Genomic DNA, 25616 nt, shown 5'->3' with positions numbered 1-25616 from the left:
TCCTTCGATACCTCTTGGATCTGCTCCATTCTGCCCTGCGTGCGCCCGGCGCCGTCCGCCGGGCGCACCGGCGGCTACCGCATCTCCCCGGGAGCGCCGCCGGGACCCTCGCCCGGATCGGCCGCGGCCGCCCGGACGGGCAGCGGATACACCGGGGGAGTGCCGCCGAACTCCGGGCAGTGCGCCTGGTGATCGCACCAGCCGCACAGCTTCGTCGGCCGCGGCCGCCAGTCACCGGTCTCCGTCGCCTCCCGGATCGCCTCCCACAGCGCCAGCAACTTCCGCTCCACGCCCCGCAGATCGCGCTCGTCCGGGTCGTACCTCAGCACCTCGCCGCTGCCCAGGTACACCAGCTGGAGGCGGCGCGGCACCACGCCCCGCAGCCGCCACACCACCAGCGCGTAGAACTTCATCTGGAACAGCGCGCCCTCGGCGAACTGCGGCCGCGGCGCCTTGCCGGTCTTGTAGTCGACCAGCCGCACCTCGCCCGTCGGCGCCACGTCGACGCGGTCGATGAAACCCCGCAGCTTCAGCCCGGAGTCCAGCACCGTCTCCACGAACAGCTCGCGGTCGGCCGGCTCCAGCCGCGTCGGGTCCTCCAGCGTGAACCAGCGGTCCACCAGCTCCGCGGCCTGCGTCAGCCACTGCCCCAACTGCGCGCCGTCCGCGTCGTCGGCGAACAGCTCGGCCAGCTCCGGGCGCTTGGCCAGCAGCTTCTCCCACTCGACCGGCACCAGCGCGCGGGCCTCGGACGCCGTGCGCTCCGCCGCGGGGGCGTCGAAGAGCCGCTCCAGCACCGCGTGCACGACCGTGCCCCGGGTCGCCGCCGGACTCGGCTTCTCCGGCAGCTTGTCGATCACGCGGAAGCGGTAGAGCAGCGGGCACTGCATGAAGTCGCCGGCCCGCGACGGCGACAGCGCCTCCGGAGGGCGCGCCCCGCCCCGCGCCAGCTCCGCGGCCGGCGCCGCACCCTGCGCCGGGATCGCGGCCGCCGCCGGCTCGGGCCCGTCACCCGGTGCGTCCGCCTCGGTCTTCTCCGTGCTCCATCCCATGCCACAGAACCCTACGGCCCGCCACTGACAACCGCGGACCGGTCGCGGACGGCGGGGCCTGCGCCCGCCCGTGGCCCGGACGGCCCGCCCCACGACGGATCACGGCCGGAAGCTCCGCATACCATCGACGTCGGGCACCTTTGCCCTGCATGATCGAGTTATCAGGCAGTGCAGGTGCTGAAGCCGTATTCGACGAGGGGACGCCGTGGACGAGAGCGGAAAGCCGCCGCAGGACCCCCAGGAGTCCGGGCAGGCCCAGCCGCCCCAGCAGCCCGAGCGCGCACCCGACGGACCTCAGGAGCCGCCGAGCGCACCGGGTGAACCGCGGGGCACCGACCGGGGGAGCGCCGGCACCAGAGGCCCCGGCGGCGGCATCCTCATGGGCCGCCCCTTCGGCGTACCGGTCTACGTGGCGCCCAGCTGGTTCCTGGTCGCCGCCCTGATCACCTGGGTCTTCGGCGGCCAGTTGGAGCGGGTCCTCCCGGAGCTGGGCGCCGCCCGCTATCTGGTCTCGCTCTTCTTCGCGGTCGCCTTCTACGCCTCGGTGCTCGTCCACGAACTCGCCCACACCGTCGCCGCGCTCCGCTTCAAGCTGCCCGTCCGCCGGATCCAGCTCCAGTTCTTCGGCGGCGTCTCCGAGATAGAGAAGGAGACCGAGACCCCCGGCCGGGAGTTCGTCCTGGCCTTCGTCGGCCCGCTCCTCTCGCTCGTCCTCGCCGGCGTCTTCTACGTCGGCATGCGCCTGGTCGAACCGGACACCGTCCCGGGCGTGCTGCTCGCCGGCCTGATGATCTCCAACCTCATCGTCGCGGTCTTCAACCTGCTGCCCGGCCTGCCCCTGGACGGCGGCCGGATGCTGCGCGCCGTCGTCTGGAAGCTCACCGGCAAGCCGATGAGCGGCACCGTCGCCGCCGCCTGGGTCGGCCGTGCGCTGGCCGTCACCGTCCTCATCGGACTGCCGCTGCTCACCCACACCGGCGCCCTCGGCCGGGCCCCCGAGGAGATCAGCGGCGCCGACTCGCTCACCGACGCGCTGCTCGCCGCGATCCTCGCCGCCATCATCTGGACCGGCGCCGGCAACAGCCTCCGCATGGCCCGGCTGCGCGAACGCCTCCCCGACCTCACCGCCCGTACGCTCACCCGGCGCGCCATCCCGGTCGAGACCGACACCCCGCTCTCCGAGGCGCTGCGCCGCGCCGACGACGCCGGCGCCCGCGCCCTGGTCGTCGTCGACCGCCAGGGGTTCCCCACCGCCCTGGTCCGCGAGGCCGCCCTGATCGGCATCCCCGAGCACCGCCGCCCGTGGGTCGCCGTCGGCTCCCTCGCCCAGGACCTCAAGGACGGCATGCGGGTCGGCGCCGAACTCGCCGGCGAGGACCTCCTGGACCACCTCCGCGCCACCCCCGCCACGGAGTACCTCGTCACCGAGCACACCGGGGAGATCTACGGCGTCCTCGCCGCCGCCGACGTGGAACGCGCCTTCGTCGCAGCCATGGCCCGACCGTCCTGAACCGCGGCCCGTTCCTGGTGGACCGCGGCCCGACCGTCTCCAACCGCGGCCGGACCGTCTTCAACCGCGGCCCGTTCGTCGTGGTCCGCGGCCCGGCGGCCCCGACCGCCCCGAGTGCGGGGCGCCGCCGCGGGGATGGCTCCGCGCCTTTGCGGGTAGCCCCCAGCCGGGGGCCCGGCCCCGTTCGAAAGCCCCGTAGGGGCGGCCCCGGCGGTCCTGCCGCGGCGGCCGCCCGATCGCCCGTGGTACGGCGAACGCCGAACGGCCGGTAGGCTGGTCACATGTCCGAACCGACCGGTGCCGCCCGCCGTCGCGGGCCCTTCAAGGTCGGGGACCAGGTCCAGCTCACCGACCCCAAGGGACGCCACTACACCTTCACGCTCGAAGAGGGCAAGAGCTTCCACACCCACAAGGGAGCCTTCCCCCACGACGAGCTGATCGGCGCGCCCGAGGGCAGTGTTGTCCGTACCACCGGAAACGTCGCTTACCTCGCGCTGCGTCCCCTGCTCCCCGACTACGTCCTGTCCATGCCCCGCGGTGCCGCCGTGGTCTACCCCAAGGACGCGGGGCAGATCCTGGCGATGGCCGACATCTTCCCCGGCGCCCGCGTCGTCGAGGCGGGGGTGGGCTCCGGCTCACTCAGCAGCTTCCTGCTGCGCGCCATCGGCGACGACGGCATGCTGCACTCCTACGAGCGCCGCGCCGACTTCGCCGAGATCGCCACCCAGAACGTGGAGCGCTACTTCGGCGGTCCGCACCCCGCCTGGACGCTCACCGTCGGCGACCTCCAGGACAACCTCTCCGACACCGACGTCGACCGGGTCATCCTGGACATGCTCGCCCCCTGGGAGTGCCTGGAGGCGGTCTCCAAGGCACTGGTGCCCGGCGGCATCCTCTGCGCCTACGTGGCGACGACGACGCAGCTGGCCCGCACCGTCGAGGCGATCCGCGAACACGGCACCTTCAACGAGCCGTCGGCCTGGGAGACCATGGTCCGCACCTGGCACGTGGAGGGCCTCGCCGTCCGCCCCGACCACCGCATGATCGGCCACACCGGCTTCCTGCTCACCGCCCGTCGGCTCGCCGACGGCGTCGAGCCCCCGCTGCGCCGCCGCCGTCCGGCGAAGGGCGCCTACGGGGAGGACTACTCCGGACCGGGCGGACGCGAGAAGAAGGCCCCCGGCAAGCCCGACGGCGCCACCACCGCGGACGTCGCCGCCGACCTCACCGACGGTTCGCCCGAGCACGGCTGACGCCACTGGGGCAGACCCCGAACCGACCGGCGCCGCCGACGAGTTCCCCCGAGCGGGAACCGTCGGCGGCGCCGTTTCGTTCGTCGTACGGAGCGGAGTGGACGGTGCGCAGGACCGGTGCGGAAAACTCCGTGAACTCCGCCCCGCCGGTTCCTTGCCGCCCCCGCCTGTGGAACGATGCTGGGCACTCCCACCGCCACAGCACTTCACAGGAGTTACCCCGCGTGCAGCCCTTGGCAGGCCAGGACCTGTTGCACACCCAGCCCCACCCCATGCACTGGCTCGCCACCGCCACCGCCCTCTCGGCCGTGATCGCGGTCTCGTCCCTGCTCCAGCCCTCCGCCACCACCGCCACCGCGAAGGCCGCCGGCACCACCAGGGCCACCGCGGTCGCCGCGCCCGCGCCCGATCCGGCCCGGGTGACGTTCCCGGTCAACTGCGGCCCCAACCGCCTCGACGTGGTCCAGAAAGCCTCCGGAGACCTCGACGGCACCGGCGGCACCCAGACCGTCGCCGTGGTCCGCTGCCACAGCGAGGTCGGCACCCCGCCCAGCGGCGTCTACGTCCTCGCGCAGCCCTCCGCCCCCAAGGCCGCGCCCCGCATCGTGGCGACGCTCGTGGCGCCCGCCCAGCGGCTCTCCGTCCAGGACCTCGCCGTCCAGGGCCCGGTGGTCTCCGTGACCGTCCAGGGCTACTCCTCGCCCGACGTCCCGCGCTACATGCCGGACGTGCACAAGACCGTCAAGTGGCAATGGCAAGGCGGGAAGTTCGTCCAGAGCGAACTCCCCGCCACTACGGCAACCGAAGGTGCCTGATTCGTCGCGCGACGTGTGCGTGTCCGGTGATCGGCTACGCCGCAGCTACGCCGCGTCCGCGCGCCGTCTACCGTGCGTCAGCGCCGCCGGCCGCTCAGGCGTCCGGCCCGTAGACCTCGACGCCGTCGGAGATCCGGCGCACGTGGATGCAGTCGCCGGGGCACTCCTTGGCCGAGTCCCGCACGTCGTTGAGCAGCGGAAGCGGCACGGGCGTTGTGGCGCCCTCCTCCTGGAGCAGTTCGTCGTCGGGGCTCTTGACATAAGCCAGGCCGTCGATGTCGAGCTCGAAGACCTCCGGCGCGTACTGCGCGCAGATCCCGTCCCCGGTGCACAGATCCTGGTCGATCCAGACTTCCAGCTCCGGTGCTTCGTCCTGCGCGGTCATCTCGCCTGCCGTTCCTGCTTACGTGAACCGTTTTTGTCTAAGTGGCGCCAGCCCTGACGGGTGTTGACCGACTCGACGATACAACCGCTCGCTTTCCGATGTTGTTGGGTGGGTATTCCCTTGGCGTGAGGACGTGCGCAAGGGTGAAGATCGGACACACCCCGACAGTCTTTTCGATCTAGGGGTTTCAACCTGCACCGGCCCAGGTAGGGTCTGGAAGCGTCCAGCTCCTTGGAGGAGGTGAGGACCGTGGCAGCCCACGACGACGACATCAACCGCGGCATCCGGCCCGGGCGCGGGTCTGAAGATCCAGCCGGTCAGGTTGCCTATCTTGAGCAGGAGATCGCCGTCCTGCGACGCAAGCTCGCCGACTCTCCGCGGCACACGAGGATTCTCGAAGAGCGGATCGTCGAGCTGCAGACCAACCTGGCCGGCGTTTCCGCTCAGAACGAGCGCCTTGCCAACACGCTCCGCGAGGCCCGTGACCAGATCGTCGCCCTCAAGGAGGAGGTCGACCGGCTCGCGCAGCCGCCGGCCGGCTTCGGTGTCTTCCTGCAGGCGAACGACGACGGCACCGTCGACATCTTCACCGGGGGCCGCAAGCTCCGGGTGAACGTGAGCCCCAGCGTCGACGCCGAGGACCTGCGGCGCGGCCAAGAGGTGATGCTCAACGAAGCGCTCAACGTGGTCGCCGCCATGGAGTTCGAGTCCGCCGGCGACATCGTCACGCTCAAGGAGGTCCTTGAGGACGGCGAGCGCGCGCTGGTGATCGGGCACACCGACGAGGAGCGGGTGGTGCGGCTCGCGGAGCCGCTGCTGGACATCACCATCCGCCCCGGCGACGCCCTGCTGCTCGACTCCCGCTCCGGCTACGTCTACGAGGTCATCCCCAAGAGCGAGGTCGAGGAACTGGTCCTCGAAGAGGTCCCGGACATCGACTACACCAAGATCGGCGGTCTGAGCGGTCAGATCGAGCAGATCCGGGACGCGGTCGAGCTCCCCTACCTCTACCCCGACCTCTTCAAGGAGCACGAACTCCGCCCGCCCAAGGGCGTGTTGCTCTACGGCCCGCCCGGCTGCGGCAAGACCCTCATCGCCAAGGCGGTCGCCAACTCCCTTGCCAAGAAGGTCGCCGAGGTCACCGGGCAGCCCGCCGGGAAGAGCTTCTTCCTGAACATCAAGGGCCCCGAGCTGCTCAACAAGTACGTCGGTGAGACGGAGCGGCACATCCGCCTGGTCTTCCAGCGCGCCCGGGAGAAGGCGAGCGAGGGCACACCCGTCATCGTCTTCTTCGACGAGATGGACTCGCTCTTCCGGACCCGCGGATCCGGGGTCAGCTCGGACGTGGAGAACACCATCGTCCCGCAGCTGCTCTCCGAGATCGACGGTGTCGAGGGCCTGGAGAACGTGATCGTCATCGGCGCCTCGAACCGCGAGGACATGATCGACCCGGCGATCCTGCGTCCCGGCCGGCTCGACGTGAAGATCAAGATCGAGCGTCCGGACGCCGAGGCGGCCAAGGACATCTTCTCGAAGTACCTGACGGAAAAGCTCCCGCTGCACGCCGACGATCTCGCCGAACACGGGAATTCCCGCAAGGCGGCGGTCAGTGGAATGATCCAGTCGGTCGTCGAGCAGATGTATGCGGAATCCGAGGAAAACCGTTTCCTGGAGGTCACCTATGCCAATGGTGACAAGGAAGTCCTCTACTTCAAGGACTTCAACTCCGGCGCGATGATCGAAAACATTGTGGGACGTGCGAAGAAGATGGCCATCAAGGCTTTCCTCGAGCACAACCAGAAAGGCCTTCGGGTCTCCCATCTCCTCCAGGCGTGCGTGGACGAGTTCAAGGAGAACGAGGACCTGCCCAACACCACCAACCCGGACGACTGGGCCCGGATCTCCGGAAAGAAGGGCGAGCGGATCGTCTACATCCGTACCCTGGTCACCGGAAAGCAGGGCGCGGATACCGGCCGCTCCATCGACACGGTGGCGAATACCGGCCAATACCTGTAACACCGCTCTTCGGCTGCGGATGTCCTGCACGGGGCGTCCGCAGCCGGTTGCTTTTCCGGGGCGTGCGGACCGCCCCCGGCAAGCCGGCGACGGATCAGGGAAAACCGGACTGGAGCAATGACTGCAATGATCTCCCCAGCGCCGCAAAGGCGTTCTAGGCTCTTCGGTACCGCTGTGTCTCGCTGTGCGGACGCGGGGAGCGCACACGGACCGGAAGCGCAGCGGTTTTTGAGCGCCTGCCCCATCCGGGGGCGCCGCCGGGCAAGGAGGGCCGCATGACCGTACGGCGAGTAATGGGAATCGAGACGGAGTACGGGATCTCCGTCCCCGGCCACCCGAACGCCAATGCCATGCTCACCTCGTCCCAGGTCGTCAACGCCTACGCGGCCGCGATGCACCGGGCACGACGTGCCCGCTGGGACTTCGAGGAGGAGAACCCGCTGCGGGACGCCCGCGGCTTCGATCTCGCCCGCGAGGCCGCCGACTCCAGCCAGCTCACGGACGAGGACATCGGCCTGGCCAACGTCATCCTCACCAACGGCGCCAGGCTCTACGTCGACCACGCGCACCCCGAGTACAGCGCCCCCGAGGTCACCAATCCGCGGGACGCGGTCCTCTGGGACAAGGCCGGTGAGCGGATCATGGCCGAGGCCGCCGAGCGCGCGGCCCAGGTCCCCGGCGCCCAGCCCATCCACCTCTACAAGAACAACACCGACAACAAGGGCGCCTCCTACGGGACGCACGAGAACTACCTGATGAAGCGGGAGACCCCGTTTTCGGACATCGTGCGCCACCTGACGCCGTTCTTCGTCTCCCGGCAGGTGGTCACCGGGGCCGGACGGGTCGGTATCGGACAGGACGGGCACGAGCACGGCTTCCAGATCAGCCAGCGCGCCGACTACTTCGAGGTGGAGGTGGGCCTGGAGACGACGCTCAAGCGGCCCATCATCAACACCCGCGACGAACCGCACGCGGACGCCGAGAAGTACCGCCGGCTGCACGTGATCATCGGCGACGCCAACCTCTCCGAGATCTCCACGTATCTGAAGCTGGGCACCACCGCGCTGGTGCTGTCCATGATCGAGGACGGCTTCATCGCCGTCGATCTCGCCGTCGACCAGCCGGTACGCGCCCTCCACCAGGTCTCGCACGATCCGTCGCTGCACCATCTGATCACGCTGCGCAGCGGTCGCACACTGACCGCGGTGCAGCTCCAGATGGAGTACTTCGAGCTGGCCCGCAAGTACGTCGAGGACCGCTACGGCGCGGACGCGGACGAGCAGACCCGGGACGTGCTCTCCCGCTGGGAGGACGTGCTGGGGCGTCTGGAGAACGACCCGATGAGCCTGTCGGGGGAGCTGGACTGGGTCGCCAAACGGGAGCTCATGGAGGGCTACCGCCGCCGCGACGGCCTGGACTGGGACGCCGCCCGGCTGCACCTCATCGACCTCCAGTACGCCGATGTGCGCCCCGAGAAGGGCCTGTACAACCGCCTGGTGGCGCGCGGCAGGATGCAGCGGCTGCTGGACGAGCCGGCGGTGCAGGAGGCCGAGCTGAAGCCGCCGGAGGACACCAGGGCCTACTTCCGCGGGCGCTGCCTGGAGCAGTACGCCGACGACGTGGCCGCCGCCTCGTGGGATTCGGTCATCTTCGACCTGCCCGGTCGTGACTCTCTGCAGCGCGTGCCCACGCTGGAGCCGCTGCGCGGGACCCGTAAGCACGTCAAGGAGCTACTGGATCGTTGCCGTACGGCAGAAGAGCTGGTCAGGACGTTGTCCGGGCGCTGATGCGGGGCAGGTCCATGGCAAATCCACGGCCGATCGACGGCTGAAACGGCCGCGGTGCGGGAATCATCGAGGTGACTCCCGGGCGTTGCAGCAAGTGCAGGGCCGATGTCGGACCCTGCTTGTAGGGTCGGATCTTGAAGGTCACATCGAGCGGGGCAAACCGAGCGGGGTGAGGGATATGGCGACCAAGGACACCGGCGGCGGACAGCAGCGGGCCACTCGGTCCACCGAAGAGGTCGAGGAGCAGGCCCAGGACGCGGAGGTCTCGGCGGACCTCAAGGAGCGCCAGGAGAAATTGTCCGACGACGTGGATTCCGTCCTGGACGAGATCGACGATGTGCTGGAAGAAAATGCCGAGGATTTCGTGCGGTCATTTGTCCAAAAAGGCGGACAGTAAGCGTAAAACGGGCGCTTATCTCTGACGCTCGCCGGTCGGCGTGCTGTGCGCGGTGCGAAGGGGAATTCCCGCGCGCGGCGCCCGGCCGGCGAGCGTCGCTTCGGGCGGGAAGCCGCCCGGTCTGTTCGATACCGGATCCCAACATGTGGATCACAGCTCCGGGGCGGGTAGGGTCCGAGGCGTACTCTGCTTCGGCTGCGACGCAGCCTCGGGTCAATTCATGGTTCGGCCGGACGTACCTCGGGCGGGCGGCCGAGTATCCGGAAGGAAACGTGTGGAAGCCAACACTCCAAGCACCGGGCGTCTGCCGGCTGCCTTCCTGACGCCTGGATCCTCGTCGTTCATGGACTTCCTCGGGCAGCACGCGCCCGAGCTGCTGCCGGGCAAGCGCTCGCTGCCGCCGGTGCAGGGCGTCATCGAGGCCCCGCACGGCACGACCATCCTGGCGGTCTCGTTCCCCGGCGGTGTGGTGCTCGCCGGTGACCGGCGGGCCACGATGGGCAACGTCATCGCACAGCGCGACATGGAGAAGGTCTTCCCGGCCGACGAGTACTCGGCGGTCGGTATCGCGGGCACGGCCGGGCTCGCGGTGGAGATGGTCAAGCTGTTCCAGCTGGAGCTGGAGCACTTCGAGAAGGTCGAGGGGACCCAACTCTCCCTGGAGGGCAAGGCGAACCGGCTCTCGACGATGATCCGCAGCAACCTCGGGATGGCCATGCAGGGCCTCGCCGTGGTGCCGCTGTTCGCCGGTTACGACCTCGACCGCGAGAAGGGCCGGATCTTCTCGTACGACGTCACCGGCGGGCGGTCGGAGGAGCGCGGCTTCGCGGCCACCGGCTCCGGTTCGGTCTACGCCCGCGGTGCGCTGAAGAAGCTCTTCCGGGAGGACTTCACGGAGCATCAGGCCGCCACCGCCGTCGTCCAGGCGCTCTACGACGCCGCCGACGACGACTCGGCGACCGGCGGGCCGGACCTGGCGCGGCGGATCTACCCCATCGTCACGGTGATCACCGAAGAGGGCTGCCGCAAGCTGACCGAGGCGGAGATCTCCGAGATCGCCCGTGCCATCCACGAACGTCGCCTCAACCAGCCCGACGGCCCGCGCGCCGCGCTGCTCTGACGGGACGGTTGGTTCCAGTGGTGCGCCCCCAGACAGCGAGAGAGCTTTTGACAGGAAGGGACGGATAGCCGGTGTCGACGCCGTTCTATGTCTCACCCCAGCAGGCCATGGCCGACCGCGCCGAGTATGCCCGCAAGGGCATCGCGCGCGGCCGCAGCGTCGTGGTGCTGCAGTACACCGACGGCGTGCTCTTCGTCGCCGAGAATCCCTCCCGGGCCCTGCACAAGGTCAGCGAGATCTACGACCGGATCGCCTTCGCGGCGGTCGGCAAGTACAACGAGTTCGAGAACCTCCGGATCGGCGGCGTCCGCTACGCCGATCTGCGCGGCTACACCTACGACCGGGAGGACGTGACCGCCCGCGGGCTGGCCAACGTCTACGCCCAGACGCTCGGCACGATCTTCTCCAGCGCGGCCGAGAAGCCCTACGAGGTCGAGCTGATCGTCGCCGAGGTGGGCAACGCCCCCGAGGACGACCAGATCTATCGACTGCCGCACGACGGCTCGATCGTGGACGAGCACGGCTCGGTCGCGGTGGGCGGCAACGCCGACCAGATCAGCAGCTACCTCGACCAGCGCCACCGCGACGGGATGTCCCTGGCGGAGGCGCTGCGGCTGGCGGTCGAGTCGCTCTCCCGGGACACCAACGGCGGCGAGCGGACGCTGACCGCCGAGCACCTCGAGGTCGCGGTGCTGGACCGCACCCGTCCGCAGAAGCGGAAGTTCAAGCGGATCCTGGGGCGTCAGCTGGCCCGGCTGCTGGACGAGCACGCCGCGGCGGAGAAGGAGGAGGGCGCGTCCGGCGAGGGCGAGGGGGAGTCCTCGGGTCCCGCCGGGAACGGCGAGGACGCCGCCGCGGGGAAGGACGCCGCCGGCACGCCGGAGGCGGACGGCGGCGAGACGGAGTCCGGCGCCGCGGAGGACTGAGGAACGCGGCATACCGCTTCCGGGCCGGTCGCCCGGACCGCGCGCCCCGGTGGGTCAACGCCCGCCGGGGCGCGCGGTGTTGTGCGCGGTGTCCGGCGGCGGTGCCGTGGAGCCGCGCGGGACGAGGGTGACGGGGAGGGTGGCGGCGTCGGCCGGGGTGCCGTCCAGGGCGGCCATCAGGGCCCGCATCCCGGCCTCGCCGAACTCCTCGGCGGGCAGTCGAACGGTCGTCAGCTCCGGCTCCACGGCGAGCGCGAGGGCGAGGTCATCGAAGCCGGTGACCGAGATGTCCTCGGGGATCCGCAGCCCGAGGCGGCGCACCGCCTTGCAGGCACCGGCGGCGATGATGTCGTCGTCGCAGAGCAGCGCGGTGGGGCGGGGGCCCGGGGCGGTCAGCGCGGCGTGTGCGGCGTGCAGACCGGCGTCGACGCTGAGCGCGGTGGGCTGCCGGCGCAGGACCGCGCCGGGGACGCCGGCCAGGGCGCCGGTCAGCTCCCGGGCGCGGACGGCGAAGGTCCAGGAGTCCACATCGGCCGCGAGATGGGCGATCCGGCGGTGGCCCAGGCCCGTGAGGTGGGCGGCCAACTGCCGTACGCCGTCGGCGATATCGAGGTTGACGACGGCCGAGGCGGCGCCGCCGTCGGGGTCGCTGTCGAGCATCACCAGCGGCAGTCCGGCGGTGCGCAGCGCGGCGAGCGCGTCGGCCGCCATCGACGAGGCGATGACGCCGTCCAGTGCGGCGGAGGCGGAGTCGAAGGGGTCGCGGGCCGGGCCGGTGCCCTCGGGGGAGGGGTAGAGGACCACACCGAAGTCGTGGGCGGCGGCGATCCGGGCGGCGCCGGTGAAGACCCGGGCGAAGAACTCGGTGGTGAGCGCGGGGACGACGAGCAGCGCGGTGCGGGTGCGACCGGTGCGCAGGCTGCGGGCGGCGAGGTTGGGGCGGTAGCCGAGGTCGCGGGCGGCCGCCCGGACCGCCTCGGCCTTGCCGGGGGAGACCCGGCCGCGCCACTTGTCGCCGAGGACCAGCGAGACGGCGGCCTGCGAGACGCCGGCGGCGCGGGCGACATCGCGGCTGGTGGCCCGGGCGGCCGTCGGACGGCTGGCGGGCGCGGTGGCCTCGTTGCTGGTCACCGGGTGCGTCACTCCTTGGGGCCGGCGCTGCGGGGTGGACCCGCGGACTGTCGCCATGGTACGTATGACGCCGCACGTTATACGTAACACTTCCGGCAGTGGGCCGGACGGAGAGGGGTAGGCGTGGCCGCGGGATATGCGGAGTTGCTCAGGACCCGGTACGCCGCTCGGCTCCTGTTGGGGACCCTGGTCGGCAGGCTGCCGAACGCCACCGCGTCGTTGGCGGTGCTCTTCTTCGTCCGTGCCCAGGGCGGCAGCTATGTGCTGGCCGGTGGGCTCTGTGCGGTCTACGGCGTCTGCAGCGCCATCGGCCAGCCGCTGCTCGGCCGCGCGGTGGATCTCTTCGGGCAGCCGCGGGTGATGCTGCCCGCCGCTGGGCTCTCCGCGCTGGGGATGGCGCTGCTCGTCACCGTCGGCATGGAGCCGCGCTGGCCCGCCTGTGCCGCCGTGATGATCGCCGGGCTCTTCACCCCGCCGCTGGAGGGCGGGCTGCGGGCGCTGTGGCCCGGGGTGCTGCGACGGGCGGACCAGGTGCACGCCGCGTACGCGCTGGACGCGGTGGCCCAGGAAGTGATGTTCGCGGCCGGTCCGCTGCTGGTCACGCTGTGCGTCGCGGCGTGGTCGGCCGGGGCCGCGCTGCTGGTGATCAACGCGATCGGGGTGCTCGGTGCGCTGTCCGTGGTGGTCTCCAGGCCGTCCCGGGAGTGGCGCAGCGCGCCCAGGGAGGCGCACTGGCTGGGGGCGCTGCGTTCGCCGGGGATGTTGGTGCTGATCGGTGCCTTCCTCTTCGTCGGGCTGGCGCTGGGGTCGATCGAGGTGTCGGCCGTGGCGTACGGGGACCGGCACGGCGGGCGGGTCGCCAGCTATCTGCTCTCGGCGCTCTCGACGGGTGCGCTGATCGGCGGCCTGGTCTACGGGGCCCGGCAGTGGCCGGGACGCCCGGAGCCCCGACTGCGGCTGCTCGTCGCCCTGCTGGCGCTGGGGTATCTGCCGCTCTCCCTGACGCCCGGGGTGGCAGGTATGACGGTGCTGGCGGGTGTCGCCGGGCTGTTTCTGGCGCCGGCGCTGGCCTGCGCGTTCGTGGTGGTGGACCGGCATGCGCCCAAGGGCACGGTGACGGAGGCGTTTTCGTGGCTGGTGACGGCGTTCGGGGTGGGGGCGGCGGCGGGTGCCTCGGCCGGCGGGCCGGCGGTGCAGGGGGGCGGGCCGGCCGCGGGATTCGCGGTGTCGGGGGCCGCCGGGGTCGCGGCGCTGCTGGTGCTTTTGTCGATGAAGCGATTCCTCGGGGATCCGGTGGCGACCGGGCAGGCGTCCACCGGGACGGAAAATGATCGAAACGGGGCTGTCGAACCCGGTTTCAGAGCAGGCCATCAGGCGTAATGTTCAGTCATGGACCGCCGCATTTTCGGGCTGGAGAACGAGTACGGCGTCACGTGCACGTTCAGGGGACAGCGCCGACTGTCGCCTGACGAAGTGGCGCGGTACCTCTTCCGCCGTGTCGTGTCATGGGGCCGCAGCAGCAATGTCTTCCTGCGGAACGGCGCCCGCCTGTACTTGGACGTGGGGTCACACCCGGAATACGCAACTCCCGAGTGCGACAACGTGACCGAACTGGTCACCCACGACAAGTCCGGCGAACGCATTCTCGAAGGTCTGCTCGTCGACGCCGAACGCCGCCTGCACGAGGAGGGAATCGCGGGCGACGTCTATCTCTTCAAGAACAACACCGATTCGGCGGGAAACTCCTACGGCTGCCACGAGAACTATCTGGTGGCCCGGCACGGTGAGTTCTCCCGGCTCGCGGACATCCTCATCCCGTTCCTGGTCACCCGGCAGCTGCTGTGCGGCGCAGGCAAGGTGCTGCAGACGCCGCGCGGCGCGGTCTACTGCGTCAGCCAGCGCGCCGAGCACATCTGGGAGGGCGTCTCCTCGGCGACCACCCGCTCCCGGCCGATCATCAACACCCGGGACGAACCGCACGCGGACGCCGAGCGCTACCGCCGGCTGCACGTCATCGTCGGCGACTCCAACATGTCCGAGACCACGATGATGCTCAAGGTCGGAGCCACCGACCTGGTGCTGCGGATGATCGAGGCGGGCACCGTCATGCGCGATCTGACGCTGGAGAACCCGATCCGGGCGATCCGGGAGGTCAGTCATGACACCACCGGCCAGCGCAAGGTGCGGCTGGCCAGCGGGCGCGAGGCGTCCGCGCTCGAAGTGCAGCAGGAATACTACGAAAAGGCCGTCGATTTCTGCGACCGCCGCGGAATCCGCACCGGTCTGGTCGAACGCGTCCTGGAGTTGTGGGGCCGCACCCTCGAATCCGTTCGCGACCAGGAACTCGACCGGATCGCCACCGAGATCGACTGGGTGATGAAACATCAGCTGATCGAGCGGTATCGCGCGAAGCACAACATCAGCATGTCCCACCCGCGGGTGGCGCAGATAGACCTCGCGTATCACGACATCCATCGCCGCCGAGGTCTTTATTACCTCCTGGAGCGGAAGGGGCAGGCGGCGCGGATCTGCAACGACGTGAAGATCTTCGAGGGCAAGTCCGTTCCGCCGCAGACCACGCGGGCGCGGTTGCGCGGCGACTTCATTCGCCGGGCCCAGGAGCAGCGCCGTGATTTCACGGTCGACTGGGTGCATCTGAAGCTCAACGATCAGGCGCAGCGCACGGTCCTGTGCAAGGACCCGTTCCGTTCCGTCGACGATCGGGTGGAGAAGCTGATCGCCGGCATGTGAGCGTCCGCAAATGCGCACCGATGCGCCGGGAGCAGGAATGCTCCCGGCGCATTGCTGTCGGCAACCGCTGCTGTGTTAACAGAAGCGGTCACAGGGACAGGTCGTAGAGTGGCGGGCATTGCCCATCTTCCCCACGAGCCCGAGTTGGACAGATGCTGAATTCTTCCGGGGGCCGCTTCCCCCGTCCGTTCGCCACGCACACCCGTCGCGCCGCCGCTGCCGCGCTGGCCGTGCCCGTTCTGCTCCTCACCGCCGCCTGCGGCTCCGACGGCGACAGCGGCTCCGGCGGTGCCGTGGTCAAGGTGACGGGCCAGGCCGGTGCGAAGCCGACGATCTCCGTGCCCAAGGACGCCAAGCCGGCCGACAAGGCCGTCACCAAGACCCTGATCGAGGGCAAGGGCGCCGCCGTCAACAAGGGCGACCTGGTCCGCCTGGACTTCTCCGCGCAGACCATGAAGGGCCAGAACCTCGGCAGCAGTTGGACGCCGCAGCCGGGCACCAAGCCGGGGGCCGCGCGCACCCAGGTCGTCACCGAGGTCACCGACCAGATGACGCAGCAGATGCTGCCGCCGAAGGTGCTGACCGCCGCGGTCGGGCAGAAGGTCGGCAGCCGCTTCGAGGTCGAGGGCACCGCCAAGGCGCTGATCGGCGAGGGCCTCAACCCGCAGTCGGGGATCAAGCCGGAGGACGGCCTGGTCTGGGTCGTGGACGTGGTCGGCGCGAAGAAGGTGGACAAGAAGGCGAAGGCCGAGGGCACCCAGGCGGAGCCGGAGGACGGCATGCCCGAGGTGAAGGCCGCGGACGACAAGGCCGCGACGATCACCATCCCCGAGGGGGAGAAGGCGCCCACCGACCTCAAGGAGCAGGTGCTGATCAAGGGCAAGGGCCCGGAGGTCAAGGCCGGCGACGGGCTGATCGCCCAGTACACCGGCGTCAAGTGGGAGGACGGGAAGAAGTTCGACTCGTCGTGGGACCACGGTGGGGCGACCGCCTTCCAGATCGGCACCGGGCAGGTCGTCCAGGGCTGGGACAAGGCACTGGTCGGCAAGCACGTCGGGGACCGCGTGGCGATCGTGATCCCGCCGAAGCTGGGCTACGGCGCCAGCCCGCAGCACGAGCTGGCGAAGAACACGCTGGTCTTCGTGGTGGACATCGTCGGCACGGTCTGACCTGGGGCTCGCGGGATCTGCGAGACTGACCAGGTAATCGAAAAGATTCGCAAGTAGGAGCACATACGTGAGCATCGACAAGCCCGAGATCGACTTCCCCGAGGGCCCGGTTCCCACCGACCTGGAGATCGTGGACCTGTGGGAGGGCGACGGGCCGGTCGCCAAGGCCGGGGACATGGTCTCCGTGCACTACGTCGGCGTCTCCTACAGCACCGGTGAGGAGTTCGACGCGAGCTGGAACCGCGGCAAGCCGCTCCAGTTCCAGCTGGGTGTCGGCCAGGTCATTCCGGGCTGGGACAAGGGCGTGCAGGGCATGAAGGTCGGCGGCCGGCGCCGGCTGACCATCCCGCCGCACCTCGCCTACGGCGAGCGCGGCGCCGGCGGTGGCCGGATCGCGGCCAACGAGACGCTGATCTTCGTCTGCGACCTGGTCTCCGTCTGAGCGACCCCGCAGGACGTCCCGAGGGTCCGCACCGCCCGGCGGTGCGGACCCTCCGCTTTTGCGGTACGCACACAGGGCGGTACGGTCACCCGTTGGGAGCTAACGAGAGAGGGCGTCGATGGCGATTGCCAAGGCCGAGCGGCTGATGAATCTGGCGCTGTGCCTGCTGGGGACGCGACGCCCGCTGACCAAGTACGAGCTGCGGTCGTCGATCGAGGCGTACCGGGACGCGTTCGGCCCGGGGAACGCGTCCGACGACTCCTTCAACCGGATGTTCGAGCGGGACAAGGACGATCTGCGCGAGCTGGGGCTGGTCATCGAGACCGTCGACGGCATCGACGGCGAGGTCGGCTACCTCGCCCGCCGCGACAGCAACCGGCTGCCCCCGATCACCCTCGACGCCGAGGAGTCCGCGGCCCTCGGGCTGGCTGCCAAGGTCTGGCAGCAGGCCCGGCTGGCCGGGGCGGCCAGCGGCGCGCTGCAGAAGCTGCGGGCGGCCGGGATGCCGCTGGCCGGGGACCGCGACGACGTGGAGGCCGGGCAGCCGCACAGCGCGCTGGAGCCCCGCATCCCCACCCACGAGGCGGCCTTCGAACCGCTGATGCTGGCCTGCCGGGACCGCCGTCCGGTCGTCTTCGACTACCGCAAGTCCAACGCCGCCCGCCCCGAGCAGCGCCACCTCGAACCGTGGATCCTGGAGTGCTGGCGCGGCCACTGGTACGTCGCCGGCTGGGACCGCGACCGTGGCGCCGAGCGGGTCTTCAGGCTGTCCCGGATCACCGGCAAGGTCCGTTCCCGGCAGGGGAAGTTCACCGCTCCGGTGCCCGACCACGTCACCGTGCGGGAGACCGTCGAGCGCTGGGCGGGGGAGGCCGCGACCGGCACCGCGCGGATCAGGCTGCGCGCCGGGCACGGCTATCCGCTGCGCGCCCGGGCGCTGTCCGTCCGCGAACTGGACGGCGGCTGGGACGAGTTGGAGATCCCCTACGGCCACGGGCTGGACGCCTGGCTGGTGGAGTTCGGGCCCGATGTGGTCGTACTGGAGCCGGCGGAGCTGCGCACCGAGGTCGTCGACCGGCTGCGCGCGGTGGCCAAGGGCTGAAGGGGAACGGGACCATGGCTGTGAACGCGATCGACCAGACCCGCCGGATGCTGTCGCTGGTGACGTATCTGCGCGAGCGCCCCGGCGCCCGCGTCAGCGATGTCGCGCGCGCCTTCGGCATCACCGAGGACGAGCTGATCGCCGACCTCGACGTGCTGCCGATGTGCGGGACGAGCTTCCGCGGCGGCGACCTGATGGACATCGACACCGACGGCGACCGGATCTGGTGGCACAACCCCGACGACGTGGCCGAGCCGCTGCGGCTGGCCGCCGACGAGGCGACCGCGCTGCTGGTCGCCGCCCGCGCGGTGGCGACCCTCCCGGGGCTGCGCGAGGGCGACCGGCAGGCGCTGCTGCGGGCCACCGCCAAGTTGGAGGCGGCGGCCGGCGAGGTGGCCGGGGCCAGCTCGCGGCTGGCGGTGACCTTCGAGTCCGAGGGCGGGGTCTTCGCCGACGTGGACCGCGCCATCGCCGAGCGGCGCCGGCTGTGGCTGCGCTACTACTCCCCGGCGCGGGACGAGCTGACCGAGCGCGAGGTGGACCCGATCCGGCTGTTCGCCGTCGGCCACACCTACATGGAGGCGTGGTGCCGGCTCTCCGAGGCCCGGCGCACCTTCCGGCTCGACCGGGTCGCCGAGATCAGGCTGCTGGACGCGCCCGCCGACCCGCCGCCGGTCGAGCTGCGCGACCTGTCGGAGGGGCTGGTGCAGCCGGCGGCCGAGGATCCCGAGGTCTCCGTCGAGGTGGGGCCCGGCGGCCGGTGGGTCGCCGAGTACTACCCGCACGACAGCGCCGAGGAACTCCCCGACGGGGGGCTGCGGATCACGCTGCGCACGCCTGACCCGGCGTCGCTGCGGCGGCTGGCGCTGCGGCTGGGCGGGGACGGCCGGATCGTGTCGCCGCCGGCGCTCGCGCAGAGCGCTCGGGAGGCGGCCCGGCAGGCGCTCGCGGCGTACGGCGAGTGAGACCGGCCCGCCCTGGAGGCGGGCCGGCGCACCGATGACCGTAGGAGGCAGCGAAGGATGACGACCACGATGGCGACGACCACTCTGGCGGACATGACCGCGCCGGTGCTCTTCAAGGCGGCCTGCCCGCGGTGCCGTGGGCGCTTCGAACTGGCCTCGGACGCCTTCCGGCTGGCCATCGGCGCCAGCCGCCGCACCACCTTCTACTCCTTCACCTGCCCCGACTGCGAGTGCCCGGTGCGCAGGCCGGCCGGGGAGCGGATCGTGGAACTGCTCACCGGTGGCGGGGTGCGCACGCTGCGGCTGCACATCGGCTGATCGGGACGGACCGGATAGGCTCGGTCCCATGCTCTGGCCCATGATCGCTGTCGCCCTCGGGTTCCTGGGGATCGCCGTCCTCGGCGTCCTGTCCGTCCGCGTCTTCGCGGAGGTGCGGCGACTGGCCCGGGAGGTCGGCACCGCGAGCGAGCGGATCCAGCGGGCCGCGGAGGACCTGGAGCGGGCCGCGGTGCCGCTGGCCTCCCGGATGCACGACGTGGGGCAGGATCGGACCTGACGGCGGCGCGACCTCTGCTGCCGCGGGCGCCCGGACGGTAGGCTGCTGGGCGGTTCAGGCGGCCCGGTGGAGTGGGCAATCCGGAGTATGCACGGGGATTGCCGGACGTTCACCGCCGAACGTTACGATCGAGGCACCACCAGGACGCCGGTCCGACCCCCATCGGCAGGCACCACAGGACGCGCCGCCCAAGGCGAGAAGGTAGTCGCACATGCTAGCCAACCTGAGGCCCCTCGAGATCCTGCTGATCATCGCCGTGATCTTCCTGCTGTTCGGTGCGAAGAAGCTGCCCGACATGGCGCGTTCGCTCGGCAAGTCGGCCCGCATCCTCAAGAGCGAGGCCAAGGCGATGAAGAAGGAGAGCGAGGCGGAGAAGGCGGCAGAGGGCGGCGCCGCGTCCCAGGCTCCGGCCGACGCCGCGCAGGCGGCACCTCGTACGATTCAGGCTGCGCCCGGTGACGTGACCAGCTCGCGCCCCGTGGCCGAGCCGAACCGCACCAACCAGAGCTGACCGAGCCGATCCGGCCGCACCGACACCGTCGGCGCGGCTGACGCACGAGACGAGGACGTGGGTTGCCCAAGTCTGCCCGCAAGCAGCACAAGGACCCCGAGGGGCGGATGCCCCTCGGGGACCATCTCCGTGAGCTGCGCAACCGGCTGCTGAAATCGGTGCTGGCGATCCTCGTGATCACCGCTCTCGCCATGTGGCAGTACGAGCCGATCGCCCACTTCATCACCGGCCCGGTCGTCGACGCGGTCGGCTGCAAGGGGGGCGCCGGCGTCGGATCGCATCCGCACCCATGTGCGCAGATCACCGCCAACGGCCTGTTCGCGCCGTTCACGATCATGCTCAAGCTGTCGCTGACGGTGGGCCTGGTGCTCTCCAGTCCGCTGTGGCTCTACCAGCTCTGGGCGTTCCTCGCGCCGGGCCTGCACCGGCACGAGAAGAAGTACGCGCTGACCTTCGTGGCCGCCGGCGTACCGCTCTTCCTCGGTGGTGCCTACCTCGCCTACGCGGTGCTGCCGACCACCGCGGGTGCACTGGTCGGGCTGACGCCCCAGGACTGGACCAACCTCTTCCCCGCCGACGACTTCATCGACATCGTCACGCGGATGGTGCTGGTCTTCGGCTGCGCCTTCGAACTGCCCCTGTTGCTGGTGCTGCTCAACCTCGGCGGGGTGCTCACCGGCAAGCGCGTCCTGAGCTGGTGGCGGTTCATGGTGCTGGGCATCACGATCTTCGCGGCGCTCGCGACGCCGGGCGGTGACCCGCTGACCATGTCGCTGCTGACCCTGCCGATCGTGGCGCTGTACTTCGGCGCGGTGGGCATCTGCCTCCTCAACGACCGCCGGCGCGGCCGGTCCGATCCGGACGGGGGGCTGGCCGACGACGAGGCGTCCGAGCTCGACCTGACCCCGTCCGAGGTCGGTGAGATCGAACCGGTCGCGTCCCAGCGGATGCTGCCGGGGCAGGCCGGCGGCGAGCGCGGCGACGGTGAGCGCCGCGGTTACGACGACATCACCTGAGGTGGCGGGTAGTCGCGAGGTCACGTGAAGTGACGTACCGCTAAGCGGAATTGGCGGCCCCCGTGCTCATGGAGCGCGGGGGCCGTCCGCATGTCCGGGACGGTTCGGGCGGCCGGGCGGTGGGCCGCCGTAAAGATCGGGTCGTTGTCAGAGGTGGCCGGTAGTCTCGTAAGCACGATGACCGAGGACATGTCCCCTGCTGAGCGCTATGCCGCCGCCAAAGTCCGTGCGGCCGAGCAGGCCACCGCACTCGCGCCGTTCCGGGAGCTGTACGACTTCGACCTGGATCCGTACCAGGTCGAGGCGTGCCAGGCCCTGGAGGCCGGAAAGGGTGTGCTGGTCGCCGCTCCCACCGGATCCGGCAAGACGATCGTGGGCGAGTTCGCCGTCCACCTGGCCCTGACGCAGGGCCGCAAATGCTTCTACACCACGCCCATCAAGGCGTTGTCCAACCAGAAGTTCCAGGACCTGGTGGGGCGCTACGGCCCCGAGAAGGTCGGCCTGTTGACGGGCGACAACAGCGTCAACGGCGAGGCCCCGGTGATCGTGATGACCACCGAGGTGCTGCGGAACATGCTCTACGCCGGTTCGCAGTCGCTGGCCGGCCTGGGCTATGTGGTCATGGACGAGGTGCACTACCTCTCCGACCGGTTCCGCGGTGCGGTCTGGGAAGAGGTGATCATTCACCTCCCCGATTCGGTGACGCTGGTGTCGCTGTCGGCGACGGTCTCCAACGCCGAGGAGTTCGGCGACTGGCTGGACACCGTCCGCGGGGACACCGAGGTGATCGTCTCGGAGCACCGCCCGGTGCCGCTGTGGCAGCACGTCCTCGCGGGGCGCCGGATCTACGACCTCTTCGAGGAGCGGGACGGGGCCGCCGGCGGGCGCCGGGAGGTCAATCCCGATCTGGAGCGGCTGGCGCGGATGGAGAACAGCCGGCCGACGTTCGGCCGGGACAAGCGGCGCGGCCGCAATCTGCGCGAGGCCGACCGGGAGCGGGAGCGGCGGCAGCGCGCCCGGATCTGGACGCCGAGCCGGCCCGAGGTGATCGACCGGCTGGACAACGAGGGGCTGCTGCCGGCGATCACCTTCATCTTCAGCCGGGCCGGCTGCGAGGCGGCCGTCCAGCAGTGCCTGCACTCCGGCCTGCGGCTCAACGACGCCGAGGCGCGCGAGGAGGTCCGCCGGATAGTCGAGGCCCGCACGGCCGGCATCCCGGACGACGACCTGCACGTGCTCGGCTACTTCGAGTGGCTGGAGGGGCTCCAGCGGGGCATCGCGGCGCACCACGCCGGGATGCTGCCCACGTTCAAGGAGGTCGTCGAGGAGCTGTTCGTCAAGGGCCTGGTCAAGGCCGTCTTCGCGACCGAGACGCTGGCGCTGGGCATCAACATGCCGGCGCGTTCGGTGGTGCTGGAGAAGCTCGTCAAGTGGAACGGTGAGCAGCACGCCGACATCACCCCCGGCGAGTACACCCAGCTGACCGGTCGGGCCGGGCGGCGCGGCATCGACGTCGAGGGCCATGCGGTGGTGCTGTGGCAGCGGGGGATGAATCCGGCCGCGTTGGCCGGTCTCGCCGGGACGCGGACGTACCCGCTGCGGTCCTCCTTCAAGCCGTCGTACAACATGGCGGTCAACCTCGTCTCGCAGTTCGGGCGGCACCGCTCGCGGGAGCTGCTGGAGATGTCGTTCGCGCAGTTCCAGGCCGACAAGTCGGTCGTCGGGATCACCCGCCAGGTGCAGCGCAACGAGGAGGGCCTGGACGGTTACCGCGAGGCGATGGTCTGCCACCTCGGCGACTTCGAGGAGTACTCCCGGCTGCGGCGGGAGCTCAAGGACCGGGAGACCGAACTCGCCAAGCAGGGCGCGGTGCAGCGGCGGGCGGCGGCCGCCGCTGCGCTGGAGAAGCTCCGGCCGGGCGATGTCATCCATGTGCCGACGGGCAAGTACGCCGGGCTGGCGCTGGTGCTGGACCCGGGCATGCCGGCGGGGCGGACCGACCGCCACCGTGGCCCGGACGCCCAGGACGGCCCCCGGCCGCTGGTGCTCACCGCCGAGCGGCAGGTCAAGCGGCTCGCCTCGATGGACTTCCCGGTGCCGGTGACGGCCCTGGAGCGGATGCGGATCCCGCGCACCTTCAATGCCCGCAGTCCGCAGTCGCGCCGCGATCTGGCGTCCGCGCTGCGTACCAAGGCCGGTCATCTGGTGCCCGACCGGCACCGCCGGCCCCGTTCGGAGGCGGCCGACGACCGCGAGATCAACCAGCTGCGCAAGGACATCCGCGCCCATCCCTGCCACGGCTGCGACGAGCGCGAGGACCACGCCCGCTGGGCGGAGCGCTATCACCGGCTGCGGCGGGACACCCACCAGCTGGAGCGCCGGATCGAGGGCCGGACGAACACCATCGCCCGCACCTTCGACCGGATCTGCGCGCTGCTGACCGAGCTGGACTACCTGGAAGGCGACACGGTCACCGACGAGGGCCGCCGACTGGCCCGGCTCTACGGCGAGTTGGACCTGCTGGCCAGCGAGTGCCTGCGGGCCGGCGTCTGGGAGGGGCTCACCCCCGCGGAGCTGGCGGCCTGCGCCTCGGCGCTGGTCTACGAGGCGCGGCAGGCGGACGACGCGGTCGCGCCGAAGCTGCCGGCCGGCAAGGCGCAGGCCGCGCTGGCGGAGATGGTGCACATCTGGGGCCGGCTGGACGCCCTGGAGGAGCAGCACCGGATCAGTCAGGCGGAGGGCGTCGGCCAGCGCGAGCCCGATCTGGGCTTCGCCTGGGCCGCGTACCGCTGGACCTCCGGTTTCGGCCTGGACGAGGTGCTCGGCGAGGCGGACATGCCGGCCGGCGACTTCGTCCGCTGGTGCAAGCAGCTGGTGGACGTCCTGGGGCAGATCGCGGCGGCGGCACCGCCCGAGGGCACGGTCGCGCGGTCCGCGCGCAAGGCGATGGACGGGGTGCTGCGCGGGGTCGTGGCGTACTCGTCGGTGGGCTGACGGGCGGCCGGGCCGCGCCGTCGGAACGGGAGGTTCCGGCGGCGCGGCCCGGCGCGTTCGGTACGAACGGCGGTCAGGACGCCGTGCGCTGCGCGGTCTGCTCCTCGGCTGCCTTCCCGGCCCGTTCCGCGTCGCGCTTTGCGACCTCCTCGCGGACGAGCGGGATGACGTGCCGGCCGAAGTCGACGGCGTCGTCGAGCAGGTCGTAGCCGCGGGCGGAGAGGATGGTCACGCCCAGGTCGTAGTAGTCCAGGAGTGCCTGGGCGACGGTCTCCGGGGTGCCGACCAGGGCGGTGGAGTTGCCGGCGCCGCCGGTCTCCGCTGCGGTCGGCGTCCACAGCGCCCGGTCGTGCCGTTCGCCCCGCGCCGCCACCGCCAACAGCCGCTGGGAGCCGGCGTTCTGCGGGTTCGTCAACGGGTGCCGGCGGCTGAGGGCGCCGCCCGCCGTGCGGGCCTTGATCCGGGCCAGGGTGTGGTGCGCCTTCTCCCAGGCCAGTTCCTCGGTGGGCGCGATGATCGGCCGGAAGGCCACCTGGATCCTGGGCGCGTCGGTGCGGCCGGCCGCCGCGGCGGCCGCCTTGACCGAGGCGATCTGCTCGGCGGTCTGCGCCAGCGGTTCGCCCCACAGGCAGTAGATGTCCGCCTCGGCGCCGCCCGCCGCGTACGCCGCCGGCGAGGAGCCGCCGAACGACACCTGCGGATGCGGTTGTCGGACGGGGAAGGTGTCGGAGACGAAGTCCCAGAAGCGGTAGTGGGTGCCCTCGTGGTCGAAGGGCTGCCGGCTGGTCCAGGCCCGCTTGACGATCTGGATGTACTCGCGGGTGCGGGCGTAGCGCTCGTCCTTGGAGAGGGTGTCGCCCTCGCGGCGCTGCTCGTGGTCGTTGCCGCCGGTGATGAAGTGCACCGCGAGCCGGCCGTCGCTGATCCGGTCCAGGGTGGCGAAGGTCTTCGCGGCGAAGGTCGGGTAGGAGACGTTGGGGCGGTGCGCCACCAGCAGTTGGAGCGTGTCGGTGTGTGCCGCGACGTAGGCGGCGGCCGGGGAGGGGTCGGGGGAGCCCGACCCGTAGGCGAACAGGACCCGGTCCCAGCCGTAATCCTCGTGGGCGCGGGCGAGTTTGAGGGTGTAGTCCTTGTCGAAGGAGGCGCCGGAGCGCGGGGTGACTTCGGATCCGTCGTGGGTGGCGGCTATGCCGAGGAACTCGACAGGCATGGGTGCGGCCTCGTCTTCTCGTCGATCATGCGGGACGCACTGACGTGCGGAGGGCGCGACGTCGTCCGTGCGGGAGGCATGTTCATGCGGGATGCGCGGGAGAACCGGCATCAGGGGGCATGACGGTGGGCACGGGGGCGGAGGACCGCCCGGTGCGGCACCGGGACGTCAGAGGCGACAGGAGGCGGACCACACGCGACCGAAGTCGATGTGGTCCCGGGTGACCAGCGGTTGCTGAGGTCGCATGGAGCCAGTGGAACAGGCGGGTGTGCCTGTCGTCAACCAATTGTTTTGGCGTTGGCGTTGGCGCCTGCGGCTGGCTGCCTCCCACGTTGTCGGCTTCCCCGCCGCGGGGGTTGCTGTTTTTCGCGCCTGCGGCGCGGGTCCGCTGCGGTGCCGCTGCGCGGGGCTTGTCGGCCGCGGTGCCGGGTCTGTGGGGCGGTAGGGGTGTGCCGGACTGCTTCGCTTTACGTCCGGCACACCCCTACCGCCCCACAGACCCGTCCCC

At 70.9% G+C, this 25616-nt stretch carries 23 protein-coding genes; 19 read left to right on the top strand and 4 right to left on the bottom strand.

All coding sequences use genetic code 11. The features are described from left to right. Nucleotides 1–74 precede the first annotated feature (74 nt). Entirely contained in the window at nucleotides 75–1052 is a 978-nt protein-coding gene (locus tag ACIQE0_RS26065; RefSeq protein ID WP_402336576.1) for a RecB family exonuclease, read from the bottom strand. A gap of 205 nt (nucleotides 1053–1257) precedes the next feature. Between ACIQE0_RS26065 and ACIQE0_RS26060 the strand changes: the two genes are divergently transcribed. The 3 genes from ACIQE0_RS26060 (at nucleotide 1258) to ACIQE0_RS26050 (ending at nucleotide 4630) form a co-directional block, all read left to right on the top strand. Beyond that, on the top strand, nucleotides 1258–2562 hold the full coding sequence (locus ACIQE0_RS26060) for a site-2 protease family protein (RefSeq protein WP_402336573.1): 1305 nt from the start codon (nucleotides 1258–1260) through the stop codon (nucleotides 2560–2562). Between the two features lie 281 nt (nucleotides 2563–2843). Next, nucleotides 2844–3815, top strand: coding sequence for a tRNA (adenine-N1)-methyltransferase (locus ACIQE0_RS26055; RefSeq protein ID WP_366330910.1), 972 nt, complete (start codon nucleotides 2844–2846; stop codon nucleotides 3813–3815). A 224-nt stretch (nucleotides 3816–4039) separates the two neighbouring features. After that, nucleotides 4040–4630, top strand: coding sequence for a hypothetical protein (locus ACIQE0_RS26050; protein WP_402336570.1), 591 nt, complete (start codon nucleotides 4040–4042; stop codon nucleotides 4628–4630). Between the two features lie 94 nt (nucleotides 4631–4724). Here ACIQE0_RS26050 and ACIQE0_RS26045 read toward each other — a convergent pair whose 3' ends face one another. Then, on the bottom strand, nucleotides 4725–5015 hold the full coding sequence (locus tag ACIQE0_RS26045) for a ferredoxin (RefSeq protein WP_366330912.1): 291 nt from the start codon (nucleotides 5013–5015) through the stop codon (nucleotides 4725–4727). Between the two features lie 249 nt (nucleotides 5016–5264). On the opposite strand from ACIQE0_RS26045, the gene arc reads away from it, so the two are divergent. From arc to prcA, 5 genes are all read left to right on the top strand, one after another. Further along, nucleotides 5265–7031, top strand: a complete 1767-nt coding sequence (gene arc, locus ACIQE0_RS26040) for a proteasome ATPase (protein ID WP_366330913.1) — start codon at nucleotides 5265–5267, stop codon at nucleotides 7029–7031. Nucleotides 7032–7306: 275 nt separating this feature from the next. After that, nucleotides 7307–8818 (top strand): depupylase/deamidase Dop, encoded by a 1512-nt coding sequence (gene dop, locus ACIQE0_RS26035; RefSeq protein WP_366330914.1) that lies wholly within the window; start codon nucleotides 7307–7309, stop codon nucleotides 8816–8818. A gap of 178 nt (nucleotides 8819–8996) precedes the next feature. Continuing rightward, nucleotides 8997–9215, top strand: a complete 219-nt coding sequence (locus tag ACIQE0_RS26030; protein WP_366330915.1) for a ubiquitin-like protein Pup — start codon at nucleotides 8997–8999, stop codon at nucleotides 9213–9215. Between the two features lie 274 nt (nucleotides 9216–9489). Next, the gene (gene prcB, locus ACIQE0_RS26025; protein WP_366330916.1) at nucleotides 9490–10335 is read left to right on the top strand and encodes a proteasome subunit beta; all 846 of its coding nucleotides are present in this window, start codon (nucleotides 9490–9492) and stop codon (nucleotides 10333–10335) included. Nucleotides 10336–10406: 71 nt separating this feature from the next. Further along, entirely contained in the window at nucleotides 10407–11261 is an 855-nt protein-coding gene (gene prcA / locus ACIQE0_RS26020) for a proteasome subunit alpha (protein WP_402336566.1), read from the top strand. A gap of 54 nt (nucleotides 11262–11315) precedes the next feature. Here the strand turns inward: prcA and ACIQE0_RS26015 are convergent, their stop codons facing one another. Further along, a complete protein-coding gene (locus ACIQE0_RS26015) occupies nucleotides 11316–12392 on the bottom strand; it encodes a LacI family DNA-binding transcriptional regulator (RefSeq protein ID WP_402336563.1) in 1077 nt (358 codons plus the stop codon). 123 nt (nucleotides 12393–12515) lie between these two features. Here ACIQE0_RS26015 and ACIQE0_RS26010 point away from each other — a divergent pair, with 123 nt between their 5' ends. The 11 genes from ACIQE0_RS26010 to ACIQE0_RS25960 all read left to right on the top strand — a co-directional run bounded on the left by ACIQE0_RS26010 (nucleotide 12516) and on the right by ACIQE0_RS25960 (nucleotide 23898). Beyond that, nucleotides 12516–13772 (top strand): MFS transporter, encoded by a 1257-nt coding sequence (locus ACIQE0_RS26010; RefSeq protein ID WP_402336560.1) that lies wholly within the window; start codon nucleotides 12516–12518, stop codon nucleotides 13770–13772. Nucleotides 13773–13781: 9 nt separating this feature from the next. Continuing rightward, nucleotides 13782–15143, top strand: coding sequence for a Pup--protein ligase (pafA, locus tag ACIQE0_RS26005; RefSeq protein ID WP_366330920.1), 1362 nt, complete (start codon nucleotides 13782–13784; stop codon nucleotides 15141–15143). A gap of 152 nt (nucleotides 15144–15295) precedes the next feature. Next, nucleotides 15296–16312, top strand: coding sequence for an FKBP-type peptidyl-prolyl cis-trans isomerase (locus ACIQE0_RS26000; RefSeq protein WP_366330921.1), 1017 nt, complete (start codon nucleotides 15296–15298; stop codon nucleotides 16310–16312). Between the two features lie 67 nt (nucleotides 16313–16379). After that, nucleotides 16380–16754 carry an FKBP-type peptidyl-prolyl cis-trans isomerase gene (locus ACIQE0_RS25995; RefSeq protein WP_366330922.1) on the top strand — a complete coding sequence of 125 codons (375 nt, stop codon included), beginning with the start codon at nucleotides 16380–16382 and terminating at the stop codon, nucleotides 16752–16754. 118 nt (nucleotides 16755–16872) lie between these two features. Further along, nucleotides 16873–17856 carry a WYL domain-containing protein gene (locus ACIQE0_RS25990; protein ID WP_366330923.1) on the top strand — a complete coding sequence of 328 codons (984 nt, stop codon included), beginning with the start codon at nucleotides 16873–16875 and terminating at the stop codon, nucleotides 17854–17856. Between the two features lie 14 nt (nucleotides 17857–17870). Then, the gene (locus tag ACIQE0_RS25985) at nucleotides 17871–18821 is read left to right on the top strand and encodes a helix-turn-helix transcriptional regulator (RefSeq protein ID WP_402336554.1); all 951 of its coding nucleotides are present in this window, start codon (nucleotides 17871–17873) and stop codon (nucleotides 18819–18821) included. A gap of 69 nt (nucleotides 18822–18890) precedes the next feature. Continuing rightward, nucleotides 18891–19139: a hypothetical protein gene (locus ACIQE0_RS25980; RefSeq protein WP_366330925.1), complete on the top strand. Its 249-nt coding sequence runs from the start codon at nucleotides 18891–18893 to the stop codon at nucleotides 19137–19139. Nucleotides 19140–19167: 28 nt separating this feature from the next. Then, the gene (locus tag ACIQE0_RS25975; protein ID WP_366330926.1) at nucleotides 19168–19377 is read left to right on the top strand and encodes a hypothetical protein; all 210 of its coding nucleotides are present in this window, start codon (nucleotides 19168–19170) and stop codon (nucleotides 19375–19377) included. A gap of 211 nt (nucleotides 19378–19588) precedes the next feature. Further along, nucleotides 19589–19888 (top strand): Sec-independent protein translocase subunit TatA, encoded by a 300-nt coding sequence (tatA, locus tag ACIQE0_RS25970; protein WP_366330927.1) that lies wholly within the window; start codon nucleotides 19589–19591, stop codon nucleotides 19886–19888. 62 nt (nucleotides 19889–19950) lie between these two features. Beyond that, nucleotides 19951–20904 carry a twin-arginine translocase subunit TatC gene (tatC, locus tag ACIQE0_RS25965; RefSeq protein WP_366330928.1) on the top strand — a complete coding sequence of 318 codons (954 nt, stop codon included), beginning with the start codon at nucleotides 19951–19953 and terminating at the stop codon, nucleotides 20902–20904. Nucleotides 20905–21081: 177 nt separating this feature from the next. Next, nucleotides 21082–23898, top strand: a complete 2817-nt coding sequence (locus tag ACIQE0_RS25960) for a DEAD/DEAH box helicase (protein WP_402336549.1) — start codon at nucleotides 21082–21084, stop codon at nucleotides 23896–23898. Between the two features lie 73 nt (nucleotides 23899–23971). Here the strand turns inward: ACIQE0_RS25960 and ACIQE0_RS25955 are convergent, their stop codons facing one another. Further along, complete coding sequence (locus ACIQE0_RS25955; protein WP_366330930.1) at nucleotides 23972–25108, bottom strand: LLM class flavin-dependent oxidoreductase; 1137 nt, start codon at nucleotides 25106–25108, stop codon at nucleotides 23972–23974. Nucleotides 25109–25616 lie beyond the last annotated feature (508 nt).

The sequence above is a fragment of the Streptomyces sp. NPDC093097 genome, from assembly GCF_044754325.1.
GTDB lineage: Bacteria > Actinomycetota > Actinomycetes > Streptomycetales > Streptomycetaceae > Streptomyces.
This window is presented reverse-complemented; position numbering and strand designations above follow the sequence as displayed.